This is a genomic window from Achromobacter sp. HZ34 (assembly GCF_002209485.1).
Classification (GTDB): Bacteria; Pseudomonadota; Gammaproteobacteria; order Burkholderiales; family Burkholderiaceae_B; genus Bordetella_C.
In genome coordinates, this window is sequence record NZ_NJIX01000005.1 from 505629 (window position 1) to 520718 (window position 15090).

Genomic DNA, 15090 nt, shown 5'->3' on the forward strand with positions numbered 1-15090 from the left:
TCAGCTTCCCCGCTTCTTGAATTTAGGATCCAGGGTGTCGCGCAGGCCATCGCCCACGATATTCACGGAAAGTACGGTGAGCCCGAGGAAAACCGCCGGCAGCAATACCGCCGACGGGAATTGGTTGAACTGGGCACGCCCCGTGGCCAGGACATTCCCCCACGTCGGGATTTCCGCGGGCAGTCCCACGCCCAGGAACGACAGGATGGCCTCGACGAGTATCGCGGCCGCGCACACATAGGTTGCCTGGACGATGAGCGGGGCCATCGCGTTCGGCAGGATATGCCTGAGCAGGATCTTCCAGGGGGGCGTATCGAGGGCGATGGCGGCCTCGACGTAGGCCTCCTCCCTGATGGTAAGGACAGCCGACCGGACGATGCGCGCGACCCGCGGAATTTCCGGGATGGCGATGGCGACGATCACTGTCGATAGCGAACCGCCGAACGTCGCCACCAGGCTGATGGCAAAAAGGATGGAAGGGATGGCCATGAGACCGTCCATGACGCGCATCAGTACGCCGTCGATCGCGCGGACATAGCCGCCGATCAAGCCTATGGACATCCCGATCACGACGGCGATCAGCGCGGCGCAGGCGCCCACGGCCAGCGAGATGCGCGCGCCGTAAAGCGTCCGGCTCCAAATGTCGCGGCCGAAGCCGTCCGACCCGAAAATGAAGAAGTGCTCGAAGCTGCTCCCGTCCAGGCTGTTGAATTCAGCGAAGGTGAACGGTGGTAGATTCAGGTTGGTCGGGTCTACGCCTTGTGGGTCTATCGTATTGAGCCATGGCGCGCAGATGGCCATGGCGATCAGCAGCAGGAGTATGGTCCCGCCGATTCTTACCGACCAGTTTGCAAGCACCTGCGCCAACGCACCGCGGCGTCGCGCCGCGGGCTTTCTGACGATGGGCAGCGTGGAGGATTCGGTCAACTGAGTCGCTCTCATAGACGTAATGATCAATAACGGACACGAGGATCGAACAGCGTGTAGCTCAGATCGACGAGAAGGTTCACGAAGACATAGGTGATGGAGAACAGCAAGGTCACCCCCTGGATAACGGGGTAATCGCGCGAGACGACGGCATCGACCGTAAGCTGTCCCATGCCCGGAATCGCGAACACGGTTTCCGTGACGACAACGCCGCCGATGAGCAGGGCAATGCCATTACCGATGACCGTCACGATGGGAATCGCGGAATTGGTCAAGGCGTGCCGCGCGAGCACGCGGTATTCCGAGATGCCTTTGGCCCGCGCGGTGCGTATGAAGTCCTCGGTCAGGACTTCCGCGACGGCGGCGCGGGTGACGCGCGCGATAAGCGCGGTGTACACCACGGACAATGCCACGGCGGGCATGACGAGATGGCTGAGCCATTCCCAGAGGCCCTTGTCGATGGAGGTATAGCCTTGCACCGGAAACCAGCGCAGATGCAGCGCGAACAACCAGATCAACAGGTAGCCGATCACGAATCCAGGCACCGAGAACCCAAGGACCGACGTCCCCATGAGAAAGCGATCCAGCCAACCGCCGTGGCGCCAGGCCGCCAGGACACCCAGCGGCACGGCGATGATGACCGTCAGGATCAAAGTGACGACTGCCAGGCTGATCGTCGGTCCTACCCGCTGCGAAACCAGGGTGGTGACGGGTGCCTTCATGTAATAGGAAACGCCCAGATCGCCGACCGCTACGTGCTTCGCCCATCTGGCGAATTGCGCAGGCAGTGAGTCGTTGAGGCCAAGCTGTTGCCGCACCGCCGCGATATTTTCGGGCGTGGCGTTATCGCCCAGCACTGCTGCGGCGGGATCGCCGGGCGAGAGCCTGAGCACCAGGAATACGAATACGCCTACCACCACGAGCACCGGCACGACGGCGGCTACTCGTCTCATCAGGAAAGTGAGCATTTAGTTCTTCTTCAGGTTCCACCAGACGGTGACGGGGCTCTTTACATCGCCACTGACCACGCCCTTGCGATACGCGACCACCGTTTTCGAAGCGCCCAGCGGGATGAACAATCCCGTCTCGAAGACACGTTTCTGGATGTCCGTGGCCAGCTGCTTCTGGCGCCCCTCGTCGGTCGCCTCCAGGAATTGCAGCTTCAGCTTTTCCAGTTCCGGGTCGGTGGCCCAGCCTATCCAGCCTTTCTCACCGTTGCCGGACAATGCCGGGAAGAACAGCGGATTGGAGTTTTCCAGACCGGCCCAGGCTGTGATGAACATATTCCAGCCACCCTCGGCAACGGGAACCCGCTTGGCCCTGCGCGCCTGCAGGGTCGGCCAGTCCATTGCCTGCAAGTCGACGTTGAATCCCGCGTTCTTGAGTAGCTGGGCCATGATCGGAGGATATTTGTTCAAGCTGGCGATGTCCGTCTGGTACATCAGGACAATCGGCTTGCCGTCATACCCGGCGTCCTTCAGCAGCTTTTTTGCTTCCGCGAACTGGGGCTTCCCGGTGAAGTACAGCGTTTCGTTCGATGCCCACTTGGAGTCGCAGGGATAGATGGTTGTGCAGGTCTGATAGAGGTCCTTGTTCTGGACCTGCCCCCGCATCATGGCCTCCTGGTTGACCGCCAGGACAGCCGCCTTGGCGATGCGCGGGTCATTGAAGGGCGGGATGAAGTGGTTCATCTGGACCGTCGCGGTCTGCGTGGCATGAATGCCGGTCGCCAGCGTGATCTGGGGATTGGCGGCCAGTGCGGAGTATTGCTCGGCAGGCACCAGCTCCAGCATGTCCACTTCGCCGTTGGCCAGCGCATTTGCCTGGGTCTGCGCGTCCTTGAGAACCACCCACTCCAGGCGGTCGACGTACACATGCTTGCCGCCCGCCGTTCCGGACGGCGGCTCGTCGCGTGGAACGTAGTAGGGATTCTTCACGAATACGATCTTGTCGCCGGGCCGGTATTCGTCTTTCTTCAGCATGTAGGGACCGGACGCCGTTGTGTCGCTGATCTGCGTGTCGGCGGGGGTATTCGCCACGCGCTCCGGCATGATGAACGGGGGCAGCGATGACGGCTTGCTCAAGGCATAGAGCATGACGCCGAAAGGCTTCTTGAGCTTTATGGTGAACGTCTCGCTGTCGTTGGCCGTCATGCTGTCCATGAGCGAGTACATGAGCTGGCCCAGCGTGTCACGCTGCGCCCAGCGATTCAGCGACGCGATGACGTCCGCCGTCGTGATCGGCGTGCCGTCCGAGAATTTCAGGTTTTTGCGCAGCGTGAAGGTCCAGGTAAGTTCGTCCGCGCTTTTCGAGTACTTGTCGACCATTTCCGGTTGCGGCGTACCCCCTTCATCAACGCCGAACAGCATGTCGTACACGCAATAGCCATAGTTGCGGGTGATGGATGTCGTCGTCCAGATCGGATCGAGGATTTTCAAGTCCGATTGCGGGACGGCGCGCAGCACCTTAGGGGCGTCCGCGGCATGGGAGTAGAGCCCTGCGAGACATGCGGATGTGGCAAACAGGACTGCGGCAAGGTGCTTCACTTTCATCTCAATCCCCTTGGTGTAGTAGTGCCGCGGCATCCTCGACTGTTGAAGGGATGCTCGATAGCTACTGGACGCTGTTGCCCAGCGTCCGCCGAGGGAAATTCTGAGGGATTTACGGCGGTGAGAACCGGCACGTCTTCAGGGGTGACATAAAAATAGACAGGCCCGCTCGGCAAGGCTTTGCGCGCCACGCGCCTGGTCCGTCCATTTCCCTCGGGAATTCCCTTAGCGCTGTTGAAGCAAGACTGGGGATATCCCTAGGACTTGAATAGCAATGCGACCGTTCCAGCTGCATTCGCGGGCCGATGGCGCGGATATCCGGAGCGAGCCGGTGAGCGCTTGGCAGGAATTTGTCTATTATTCTTTCCAACTACTCTCGGAGAGCACATGCCCCAACTCGGATCGCAATTGAAACGCCTCAGGCATCGGCGCCAACTCACCGTGCGGGCGGTAGCGGCCCGCTCCGGCGTTTCGCACGCGACTATCTCCTTGATCGAACGGGACAAGACCAGCCCAAGTGTCGATACCTTGTCCGCGATGCTGGATGCGCTGGGTACGACGCTCGTCAGCTTCTTCAACGATCTGCAGGTGCTGGAACCAGGATCGCCGTTCTACAAGGACGAGGATCTGGTCGAGATTGGCGATGAGGAAAGCATTTCCTATCGGATGCTGGGGATGAACCACCCGAACCGGCACATCCTGATGATGCGGGAAACCTATCGGGTGGGAGCGGATACGGGCGGCGCGTTTTCACACAACGCCCAGGAAGCCGGCTTTGTATTGAAGGGCCAGGTAGAGATAACGATAGGCGCGGACGTCAGCGTGCTGGGCCCGGGCGATGGCTATTACTTCGACAGCCAAAGCCCCCATCGATTTCGCAACGTTGGTAGCGAAGAGGCCGAAATCATCAGCGCGGTTTCACCACCGACGTATTGATCGGCAGCGCGCTCCTGCTCAGTGCCATTCACCACAGCGGGCTCGCTGGTCACCCTGACGGCCTTGCTGGTCTACTTGCGCTAGGGCGCGCTCGAGCTCCCAAAATCTGGCATCCGTTAGCCGCGCACGCCAGCACGTCAGTCTGCATCACGCGCGTCGGCCGAAGAACGGTTCGATGATCGCGCCAACTTTGCTAGAATCGCCACATTTCAAGGCTCATCCATGCCCAGGGAAAGTAGCGGGCGCCATGCCTTCCTGGTGGCGGCAGGCATTCTTTGCAGCCGTCTGGTAGGACTCGTCCGGCAGCGGGTCTTCTCCCATTACTTCGGCCTGTCCGACATCGCGGACGCATTCAGCTCCGCGCTGCGTGTGCCCAATTTCCTGCAGAACCTGTTCGGCGAGGGCGTGCTGTCCGCGTCCTTCATTCCCGTCTATGCGCGGCTAATGGCGCAAGGCAAGCAGCAGGAAGCGGATCGCGTGGCGGGTGCCATCGCCGCCATGCTGGCGCTGGGGATCTCCCTCATCGTGCTCGTCGGCATCCTGGCCACGCCGTGGCTTATCTGGGCGATCGCACCGGGCTATACCGGCGAAAAGCGGGAACTCACCATCCTGCTCGTCCGCATCCTTTTCCCCGGCATAGGCTTGCTGGTAGGGTCCGCGTGGTGCCTGGGCATCCTGAACAGCCACGGCAAGTTCTTCCTCTCATATTCGGCGCCGGTCATATGGAATGTGTCCATGATCGCGGCCATGGTGGCGTTCAGGAACGCCGGCCTGCCCTCGCTGGCAGTCTGGCTGGCCTGGGGCACCACACTGGGATGCCTGCTGCAGTTCGCGATCCAGGTACCGCCGGTGCTCAGACTTACAGGGCAACTGCCGCTGCGGCTGGAGGGCGGCAACACCAACGTTCGCGAGGTCTTCCGCAATTTCGGCGCGGTGGCCGTGAGCCGGGGAGTGGGACAGATCAGTTCGTACGTGGACCAGGCCATATCGACCTTGCTGGGCCCGGGGGCGATGGCGGCGATGACCACGGCAGCCTCCATCAACATGCTTCCCGTCAGCCTGTTCGGCATGGCGATCTCGGCCTCCGAATTGCCGGCGATGGCGCGCTCGCTGGGCGGCAGCGACACCGCCGATGCCCTGCCCGCCTTGCGCCAGCGCCTCGACCGCGGCATGCGCCGCATCGCTTTCTTCGTGGTGCCGTCGGCCATGGCGTTCTTCGCGCTGGGCGACGTCATTACCGCGGCCTTGTTCCAGTCGGGCCGCTTCACGCACGGCGATGCCTTGTTCGTGTGGGGCATCCTGGCCGGCTCGGGCATAGGCTTGCTGGCATCCACCCTGGGCCGCCTGTACTCGTCCACCTACTATGCACTGCTCGACCCGCGCACACCCTTGCGCTACGCGATGGTGCGCCTGCTGCTGACGACGGTGCTGGGATTGTTCTGCGCACTCGTGCTGCCTTCCCTGCTAGGTGTCGCGCCGCAATGGGGCACGATAGGCCTCACCGCATCGGCGGGCCTCGCAGGGTGGATCGAACTGTTTTTGCTCCGCCGCGGCATGAACAGGCGCATCGGCGTCACGGGCCTGCCTCGTTCGTTGCTGCTGACGCTATGGACAGCCGCGGCAGTCGCCGCCGCCGCGGCTTACGCCCTCAAGATCGCCCTTGGCTTGCAGCACCCGGTCCTGCTGGGCGCAGCCGTGCTGGGCGTCTACGGTTGCCTGTATTTCGCCATTACGTATATGGCGGGGATCCCGGAATGCCGGACCCTCGTGCAGGGGTTTGCGCGGCGATTGAAACGCTGAACCGCGCGGGCGCAATCTCTCCATGCGGTCCGCGCCAGCATATACGCGGAGCCTGACAATCCCCCGCCTATGGCATAACGCCGGGACTGTCGTCCTGGCGTCGTTCGGCTTCTTCCTGGGCCTCCACGTCCTCAAGCTGGACCTTGCTGGTGCTGCCATGCTGGGTGGCGCAGGCGCCGGGATTGCCGCCCCCCTTGACGCACTCGGCGAACGCCAGCGCGGCGTCCATCGTGGCGAAGTGATAGGCATACCCATCCGCGAACGCAACTTTTCCTTCGACCGAACAATCCATGATGTCTCCTCTTGATAGAAGACACATCCTAGCGCGGGAAGCGGCCGGCGTCAGCCCTTCTCGTCATTGCCTCAAAGACCGCCGTGCGCGGCGATATTCCGATATTGGCCTTTGAAATACAGCAAGGGCTGCGTGGCAGCCACTTGCTGCACGTCCAGCGCTTTCACTTCACCGATCACGATCAGATGATCACCCGCGGCGTGTTCAGCGTAGATTTCGCAATCGAGCCAATGCAGACTGCCAATGATGAGCGGATTTCCCAGCGGCGAATCCTGCCGCCCTATCCCCCGCCACTTGTCCGAGCCTCGCTGAGCGAACTGGTTGGAAATACCAACCTGCTCCTCCGACAGGATATTCACCGCGAACCGGCCCGCCTGGCGAATCTTGGGATAGCTACCCGAAGTGGACTTGACGCTGAAGGACACCAGCGGCGGGCTCATCGACACGCTATAGAACGACTGGCAAGTGAAGCCGATCGGCTCGCCGTCGACGAGCGACGTAATCACCGTGATGCCGGAAGCGTAGTGCCCGAGTGCTTCGCGAAAATGCGATGGCTCGATGGCAGTACTGGAAAGTGACATGGCAGGAACTGAATGCGGGTGCAACTGGAGAGACCAGGATATTCCGGGCGTCTGGCCGTCGCGAGCAGTTCGCAACGGCCATTTCCCGCACTGAATTATTTGGCGAGTTCCTGGCGGACGATTTCCGCACCGGCGCTCAAGGCAGCGAGCTTGCCTCGTGCAACGTGCCGGGGCAAGGGAGCCATGCCGCAGTTGGTGCACGGATAGAGCTTGTCGGCATCGACGAACTGCAGTGCCTTGCGCAGCGTACCGGCGACTTCCTCGGGCGTTTCAACCGTGTGGTTTGCCACATCGATGGCCCCGACCATCACCTTCTTGCCGCGGATCAGCTCGATCAGGTCCATCGGAACGTGCGAGTTGTGGCATTCCAGCGAGACCATGCTGATGCTGGATTTCTGCAGCTTGGGGAACGCTTCCTCATACTGCCGCCATTCGGATCCCAGCGTCTTCTTCCAATCGGTATTGGCCTTGATGCCGTAGCCATAGCAGATATGCACGGCCGTTTCGCACTTGAGCCCTTCGATGGCCCTTTCCAGGGTGGCAACACCCCACTCATTCACCTCGTCGAAGAAGACGTTGAATGCGGGCTCGTCGAACTGGATGATATCCACACCCGCGGCCTCCAGTTCCCTGGCTTCCTGGTTGAGGATCTTGGCGAATTCCCAAGCCAGCTTTTCGCGGCTCTTGTAGTGGGCGTCATACAGCGTGTCGATCATCGTCATGGGACCCGGTAGCGCCCACTTGATGGGTTGCTTGGTCTGCTCACGCAGGAACTTGGCATCTTCGACGAAAACGGGTTTCTGGCGAGAGACAGCACCGACGACCGTGGGGACGCTTGCATCGTAGCGATCCCGAATCCTGACGGTCTCGCGCTTCTCGAAATCAACGCCGTCAAGATGCTCGATGAACGTCGTGACGAAATGCTGACGCGTCTGTTCGCCATCGCTGACGATATCGATCCCGGCGTGCTGTTGTTCCTGCAAGGACAAACGCAAGGCATCGCGTTTGCCATCGGTCAATTCCTCACCCTGCAATTTCCAGGGGGACCAAAGCTTCTCGGGTTCCGCCAGCCAGGAGGGCTTGGGCAGGCTTCCGGCGGTTGAAGTGGGCAACAATTTTTTCACGTTCGATAACCTTTTATTTGATGCGTCAAAGCGCGTACTGAGCGGACCACTGGTCGAGAATCGTCTGGTATGGCTTGATGAAGTTCTCTTCGACAAACCGTCCCTGCTCGACAGCCAACCGGCTCCGTTCTTCCCGGTCGTAAACAATCCGGGTTAATGAATAATCCTGGTGCTTCAGGCTGGGCTGATAGGACTTCCCTGCCGAGGAATTCGCGTTGTAGATCTCCGGCCGATAGATCTTCTGGAACGTATCCATCGTGCTGATGGTGCTGATCAGCTCCAGGTTGGTGTAATCGCTCAGCAGATCGCCGGAGAAGTAGAAGGCCAGCGGCGCGGCGCTGTCGCGCGGCATGAAATAGCGGACCTTCAAGCCCATCTTCTTGAAGTATTCATCGGTCAGGGAATAGTCGTCCTGCAGGTATTCCACGCCCAGGACCGGATGCTGGTTTTCCGTCCGATGATAGGTCCTGCTGCTCGACACGCTTAGACAGATGACGGGCGGCTTGCTGAAATGTTCTTTGTAGGTACTTGAATTCACGAAAGCCTTGAACAGCTTCCCATGAAGATCGCCAAAATTGTCCGGCGCGCTGAATACGGGTTGGTTCTTCGTGTGTTCCAGCAGGAGCACGCTGAAGTCGTAGTCGCGCACGTAGGACGAGAAGTTGTTACCGACGATGCCCTCGATACGTTCGTCGGTCTTCCGGTCGACTATGGTCGTCTTCAATATCTCGATCAAGGGCAGGGCATTGCCGGTGCGCTCGCCATCCACGCTCATCTCGACGGACACGATTTCCAACTGGACCGTATAGCGATCGCCTTTGGGATTATCCCAATGCGCCAAGGCGTTGAAACGGTTGTCTATCATCCTGAGGGTGTTGCGCAGGTTTTCCTGACGGCTTTCCCCTCTGGCCAGATTGGCGAAATTGGTGGTGATACGCGTGGTGTCCGAGGGACGATAGTCCTCATCGAAGGAAATGCTCTTGATGGCAAATGTGAACGCTTTGCTCATGGTGATCCCGTGCCCTGATTTCTGAGATCAAGCCTGCGTCTACTTGAGCTTTCGAGCTTCTTTATTTTTTATGCAGCAGTCTTGACATTGATAATGTAGGCACGAATTCTATGCGGAGTCGTCCACCGATATAGCGAATTTATCTCAATGGAATCATTAGTCCTGTTCATGCTGGGAACAGCCCGGGGAGGCCGTGGTTTCGCTGAGTCTGCGGTCCAGGAGAGAACGCCACCCCGGCGCCCCGCCTATTTATTCAGGCACATCGACACGACGCGCCGGAAGACCGCATCGTCGTCGGGCCAGCGGAACTGCACTGTCAGCGGCGCGCCCTTATCGGCGGCAGGCACCGTGACGTTCAGCATTTTCCCCACGGCATGGGGCGCGAGCCAGCGACGGACAGCGGAGTCCAGCGCGGCGCCGCGGTTGACGCCGAAGATGAACGGTATGCCGGTGTCGAAAGGACCGCCGTCGCCGAACCAGCCGGCCACCTCGAAAGCCACGGCGGGATCGCCATCGTTGGCAAAGGTGACCGGACCGGAGAACGTCGCGTCCGGCCCTTCATAATCGTCCGTCTTGAAACCGAAGCGGGTCGGCTCGACGGCAAGCTCCATGGTGACTCCTGGCGCATCGGTTCGGCAGCTGAATGCCAGCGTGGCGTGGCCCGGGGAGTTCTTCAGATAGTGGGCCACCCCTGCCATCCGTGCGCTATAGAGCTTGGGCGCCTCGGCGTCATGCTCGAGCAGCCAGCCGGAGACTTCGACCGCAGGCCCTACCTCGGCGTGAGCCGTCAGCGGGATTAGTTGAGCTACCAGGAGACCGGCAGCCAGGTATCTTCCTATCATTCGCTTTCGCATCGTAAGTCTCTGTGCGCGGACCATCAGCGCTCGTACGCGGGGGCAGGCAAGGCGATGGGCGCGGGATTCAATGCCACCCATTGCACCGCCAGTTCGCACAGGCGCCGGGTATCGCCGTTCTTGCGCTTCACTTCGCCAACCAGCGTGGCGGCTTCCTGGAGCGCCGGGGCCGGCAAGGGCTGGCCGACGCCCAGGTGCGACAAACAATGCGTCGGCCATCTGCTTGAACTGGGTGTCCCAATTGATGCCGCCATTGCCATCCAGTTCTCCTGCAATACGCCCCGAGATGCGTATCGCCTCGCCCTGCATGGTACTGGCCGCGCCGCTATATCCGCGCCGTTCTCGACGAGCCATGCGGCCACGTCATCGGGCAGCTCGTTCAACGCCAGCGCCGTCTGCTTCCAGACGCCGCCCCGCGCGTTCACATCGCAACCCTCGAACACCGCCTTGATCGCACCGGCGTCGCCGGCCTTCGACAATTCATCGAAATCCTTGGGCAAGGTCTTTTTATTGGCTTTCGGCATCCTGCGTACGCTCCCGTCACGCCGTCGGTAGAAACAGGGTGACGACTGCCAGACGGCCGTCACGGTATTCCTTCCCCAGGCTCGCTTGGCAAGCTTCGGGACTGCCAACTATACCGGCTCATCCGCCAGTGGGCCGAGGCCTCAAATGCGGAGGGCCGCCGGCGCCGCTCAGACTTTTCACCACAGGGTTTTCACTGAGTTCCAGTTTTGGTGCGCTTGCGCATAAAATGCCCGTGTTCCGTTTTCCAAGACACGGTTCCATTTTACGGAACTCACCGATGAGCATCCTGGATAGCGCCACCGACGTCCTCAAACTGCTCGCGCGCAGCGGCCGCGACCTCACCGTCACCGATGTGGTGAACGAACTCGACGTCCCCAAGAGCACGGCGTCGCGTGTGCTCAAGCACATGACGGCCTGCGGCCTGCTGGAGCGCGACACGCGCACGCTGGCCTATCGCCCGTCCTTGCTCATCCTCGAACTCTCGCATCAGGTGCGCGCGTCTTCCTCGATCCTGGACCGGATGGAAGACGCCCTGCAGGCGCTCGTGCAGGAAACCGGCCATACCGGCTACATCTCCGTACTGGACGAAACCTGCCGCCATGTCGTCGTGCTGCGCGTACGCCACGGCACGCAACCGCTGCGGGTCGTGACGTGGCCCGGCCACCGCTCGCCCGCGGTCGCCGTGTCCACCGGCCGCACCCTGCTCGCCCGCCTGTCCGACAGCGCCCTGGCGGATCTTTATGCGGACAACTATCCGGTGGTGCCCGCACGCGCCCCGCGCGACCTCAAGGCGCTGCGAGCGCGCCTGGACGAGGTGCGGCGCGACGGCTGGTCGATTGCGATGGATGAAGCGCTGCCAGGCGTCGGCTCGATCAGCTGCTCGGTGGCCGATCCGGAAAGCGGTGAAACGCTGGCCTTCTGCCTGAGCTTCCCCGTGCCGCAGGACGATCCCGCGTTCGTGCAATCCCTGACCCAGCGCCTGGTCGGCCACGCACGCGCCATCGGCCGGGCCGCACGGGACGAATTCTGGACCGCGCGGCCTTGAGGCGATTTAAGGCAATTCAAGGCATCGCGCCATAAAAACGACGTTCAAGGGAAATCATGCAAACCTCCACTCACCCCCGCGCCCTGACCGGCAGCACCTTGGTGCTGCTGGCCTTATTAAGCGTTTTCGGCGCCATCATCGGCATACAGTTGCTGACGTCACTGGGCGTCACGCCCAACACGTCCATCATCGGCGCGCTGATCGCCATGCTGATCGCGCGCATACCGCTAGGCTTCTTGCGCCGTTTCCGCTCGGTACACGAACAGAACCTGGCGCAGTCCGCCATCTCCTCGGCCACCTTCGGCGCGGCCAACAGCCTTCTCCTGCCCATCGCGGTGCCTTTCCTGATGGGGCGCAACGACCTGGTCATGCCGATGTTCATCGGCGTATCGCTGGCCATGCTGCTGGACGGCTATCTGCTCTATCGCATGTTCGACACACGCATCTTTCCTGCGTCCGGCGCATGGCCTCCCGGCACGGCGGCCGCCGAAGCCATCAAGGCGGGTGACGAAGGAGGCAAGCAGGCTGGCGTGCTGGGCCTGGGTATCGGCGTGGGGCTGGTCGGCACGTGGCTGGGTGTGCCGATGTCGGCGTTCGGCACGGCCTTCCTGGGCAACATCTGGGCGCTGTCCATGTTCGGCGTCGGCCTGCTGATACGCGCCTATGCCCAACCGGTGGCCGGCGTGGACATCAACGCCATCTACCTGCCGCATGGCCTGATGATAGGCGCCGGCCTGGTGGCGCTGCTGCAAGTCATCGGACAGATTCGCCAACGGCGCGGCGGCCGTGCCGACGCGGCCGCCGCGGCCGCACCCGCAGCGACCCCGCCCGTGTCGGGGGCCGCGGTGGCCGGCGCGCCGGCGCTGAAGTCGCAGGGCGCGGCCGGCGCCACTGATGACGCCGGCCACATTTCCTACAACCTCGGCAAGACACTGCGCCTGGGCGCGATCGCGTATATCGTGCTGGCCGCGTTGATCGCGCTGGGCAGCGGGCTGTACAGCGAGATGTCGCTGCCCATGCTCGTGCTATTCGTGTTCTACGCTGCCTTCGCGGCATTCGTGCACGAGATGATCGTCGGCATCGCGGCCATGCACTCGGGTTGGTTTCCGGCCTTTGCCGTCGCCTTGATTACGCTGCTGATCGGCATGCTGCTGGGCTTTCCGCCCATCGCGCTGGTGATGCTGTGCGGCTTTTCCGCGGCTACGGGCCCGGCCTTCGCCGACATGGGATATGACCTGAAAGCGGGCTACATGCTGCGCGGCCACGGCGCGGATCCGCGTTTCGAACTGGAAGGCCGCCGCCAGCAATTGGCCGCCGGCATGCTGGCCTTCGTCATCGCCATCCCCATGGTGTATTTCTCCTTCGGCACCTACTTCGCGCAGAACCTGATCCCGCCGGTGGCCAAGGTCTATGTCGCCACCATCAAGGCCGGCATCGCGCCGGATGTCGCGGGCAAGCTGCTGATGTGGGCCATACCCGGCGCCATCATCCAGTTCGTGGGGGGGCCGCGCCGCCAACTGGGCGTGCTGCTCTCCACCGGCCTGCTGATCCTCAACGCCAGCGCCGGCTGGGCCGTGCTGGTCGGTATCGCCTTGCGCCTGGTGATCCAGCAGCGCTGGGGCGACTCGGCTCGCAGCAAGGCCGAGGTCTTCGCGGCAGGCTGCATCGCCGGCGACGCGCTCTACAGCTTCTTCAATTCCATGGCGCGCGCCCACGTGAAAACCAAGTAGGCGACGCACACGCCCGTCTTGGCCCTGCCGCGCCTCCCAACACAAGGAACCCTCATGAGCCTTACCCAGACCCTCAAAGCCTACGAAGCCCTCGACAGCGCGCACTGCAACGGCCAGACGGTCGTCGACCTGCTCGCGCCCTACGCCCAATACGCCAAGGTCACGGTGAAGACCATCACAGGTCCCAAGGGCAAGACCGACCTCGTCCGCGTGGAAATAGCAGGCACCGAAGGCAAGCATGCCGGCGGCGGCGCCCCCACGCTGGGCATCGTGGGCCGCCTGGGCGGCGTGGGCGCACGGCCCAGCCGCATCGGCCTGGTGTCGGATGGAGACGGCGCGGTGGCGGCGGTGGCCGCTGCGCTGAAGCTGGCCCACATGCGCCAGCAAGGCGACCCGCTGCCTGGCGATGTGGTGCTCAGCACGCACATCTGCCCCGATGCGCCGACCCGTCCGCATGAACCGGTCGACTTCATGGACTCGCCCATGGACACCGAGACCTTGAACGAGAACGAGATCACGCCGGACATGGACGCCGTGCTGTCCATCGACACCACCAAGGGCAATCGCATTCTCAATCACAAGGGCTATGCCATTTCGCCCACCGTGAAGGAAGGCTACATCCTGCGCGTTTCCGAAGACCTGGTGCGCATCATGGAAATGACCAGCGGCCGGCCGGCCGTGACGTTCCCTATCACCACGCAAGACATCACGCCCTACGGCAATGGCGTCTACCACCTGAACAGCATCCTGCAGCCCTCCACTGCCACCACCGTACCGACGGTGGGCGTGGCCATCTGCGCGCAAAGCGTGGTGCCAGGCTGCGGCACGGGCGCCAGCGACGAATACGACATCGCGTCAACGGTGCGCTTCGCCGTCGAAGTCGCCAAGGAATTCACGCGCGGCACCTGCCATTTCCATGATGAAGCCGAGTACCAGCAATTGCTGAAGCTGTACGGTTCGCTGGCCCATCTGCAAAAGCGCGCCTGAACCGGCCGCTGCGAGGAAACGAGATGACCGACCATGCCCACACGACGTCCGGCCGCAAGCGCCTGGGCACCCTGACCATCGGCCAGGCACCGCGTGCCGATATCACGCCCATCCTGCGTGCAGCCTTGCCCGAAGGCGTGGAATGCGTCCACCTGGGCGTACTCGACGGCCTGTCGCGCGAGGAAATCGCCGCGCGCTACGCGCCACGCGAAGGCGAACCCTTGCTGGTGACCCGCCTGCTCGATGGCAGCTCGGTCACGCTGGACAAGGCCGCCGTGCGCCGCGACCTGGACGGCAAACTGGCCGAACTGCAAGCCAGCGGCTGCCAGGTCGTCCTGATTCTATGCACAGGCGAATTCCATGGCCTGGATCTGGACCCCGCCTGGCTGGTCGAACCCGACCGCATCGTGCCGCCGGCCGCCGCCGCCATCGCCGGCGACCGGCAGGTCGGCATCGTCGTGCCGCTGCCGCAGCAGGCGGCCAGCGAGGCCGGCAAGTTTGCCGCACTGGCCAAGCCGCCGATCTGCGAAGCCGCTTCGCCGTATTCCGACAACGTGCAGCAGCTCGAACGCGCCGCCGTGGCGCTGCGCGATCGCGGCGCGCAAGTGCTGCTGCTGGACTGCATGGGCTTTACCGAAGCGCATCGCCACGCAGCGTCGCGCGCCAGCGGCCTGCCGGTTATCCTGTCGAACGCGCTCATCGCCAAGCTCACCGCCGAACTGCTCGCCTGA

15 protein-coding genes are annotated in these 15090 nt (G+C 62.4%); 6 read left to right on the top strand and 9 right to left on the bottom strand.

The features are described from left to right. The 3 genes from CEY05_RS21970 to CEY05_RS21980 are packed head-to-tail and all read right to left on the bottom strand — an operon-like array spanning position 1 to position 3365. Entirely contained in the window at positions 1-942 is a 942-nt protein-coding gene (locus tag CEY05_RS21970; protein WP_088597696.1) for an ABC transporter permease, read from the bottom strand. Positions 943-953: 11 nt separating this feature from the next. After that, positions 954-1895, bottom strand: a complete 942-nt coding sequence (locus tag CEY05_RS21975) for an ABC transporter permease (protein WP_088597221.1) — start codon at positions 1893-1895, stop codon at positions 954-956. Continuing rightward, complete coding sequence (locus CEY05_RS21980; RefSeq protein WP_233161650.1) at positions 1896-3365, bottom strand: ABC transporter substrate-binding protein; 1470 nt, start codon at positions 3363-3365, stop codon at positions 1896-1898. Positions 3366-3863: 498 nt separating this feature from the next. Between CEY05_RS21980 and CEY05_RS21985 the strand changes: the two genes are divergently transcribed. Further along, entirely contained in the window at positions 3864-4412 is a 549-nt protein-coding gene (locus CEY05_RS21985; RefSeq protein ID WP_088597220.1) for a cupin domain-containing protein, read from the top strand. Positions 4413-4634: 222 nt separating this feature from the next. Then, the gene (gene murJ / locus CEY05_RS21990) at positions 4635-6212 is read left to right on the top strand and encodes a murein biosynthesis integral membrane protein MurJ (RefSeq protein WP_198952854.1); all 1578 of its coding nucleotides are present in this window, start codon (positions 4635-4637) and stop codon (positions 6210-6212) included. A 67-nt stretch (positions 6213-6279) separates the two neighbouring features. Here the strand turns inward: murJ and CEY05_RS21995 are convergent, their stop codons facing one another. From CEY05_RS21995 to CEY05_RS22020, 6 genes are all read right to left on the bottom strand, one after another. Then, positions 6280-6504, bottom strand: coding sequence for a hypothetical protein (locus tag CEY05_RS21995; RefSeq protein ID WP_088597219.1), 225 nt, complete (start codon positions 6502-6504; stop codon positions 6280-6282). Positions 6505-6575: 71 nt separating this feature from the next. Continuing rightward, positions 6576-7085, bottom strand: a complete 510-nt coding sequence (locus CEY05_RS22000) for a flavin reductase family protein (RefSeq protein WP_088597218.1) — start codon at positions 7083-7085, stop codon at positions 6576-6578. A gap of 95 nt (positions 7086-7180) precedes the next feature. Beyond that, positions 7181-8209, bottom strand: a complete 1029-nt coding sequence (locus CEY05_RS22005; protein ID WP_088597217.1) for a methionine synthase — start codon at positions 8207-8209, stop codon at positions 7181-7183. A 25-nt stretch (positions 8210-8234) separates the two neighbouring features. After that, the gene (locus CEY05_RS22010) at positions 8235-9218 is read right to left on the bottom strand and encodes a DUF1852 domain-containing protein (RefSeq protein ID WP_088597216.1); all 984 of its coding nucleotides are present in this window, start codon (positions 9216-9218) and stop codon (positions 8235-8237) included. Positions 9219-9463: 245 nt separating this feature from the next. After that, positions 9464-10060, bottom strand: a complete 597-nt coding sequence (locus tag CEY05_RS31035) for a hypothetical protein (protein WP_143220558.1) — start codon at positions 10058-10060, stop codon at positions 9464-9466. Between the two features lie 35 nt (positions 10061-10095). Beyond that, positions 10096-10659 carry a hypothetical protein gene (locus CEY05_RS22020; RefSeq protein ID WP_198952855.1) on the bottom strand — a complete coding sequence of 188 codons (564 nt, stop codon included), beginning with the start codon at positions 10657-10659 and terminating at the stop codon, positions 10096-10098. A gap of 215 nt (positions 10660-10874) precedes the next feature. Between CEY05_RS22020 and CEY05_RS22025 the strand changes: the two genes are divergently transcribed. Genes CEY05_RS22025 through CEY05_RS22040 form a run of 4 tightly spaced genes read left to right on the top strand, consistent with a single transcriptional unit; the run spans position 10875 to position 15090 of the window. Then, positions 10875-11642: an IclR family transcriptional regulator gene (locus CEY05_RS22025; RefSeq protein ID WP_158219382.1), complete on the top strand. Its 768-nt coding sequence runs from the start codon at positions 10875-10877 to the stop codon at positions 11640-11642. A 56-nt stretch (positions 11643-11698) separates the two neighbouring features. Beyond that, positions 11699-13372, top strand: a complete 1674-nt coding sequence (locus tag CEY05_RS22030) for an OPT/YSL family transporter (protein WP_088597213.1) — start codon at positions 11699-11701, stop codon at positions 13370-13372. 54 nt (positions 13373-13426) lie between these two features. Next, positions 13427-14359, top strand: coding sequence for a DUF1177 domain-containing protein (locus CEY05_RS22035; RefSeq protein WP_088597212.1), 933 nt, complete (start codon positions 13427-13429; stop codon positions 14357-14359). Positions 14360-14382: 23 nt separating this feature from the next. Further along, positions 14383-15090: an AroM family protein gene (locus CEY05_RS22040; protein WP_088597211.1), complete on the top strand. Its 708-nt coding sequence runs from the start codon at positions 14383-14385 to the stop codon at positions 15088-15090.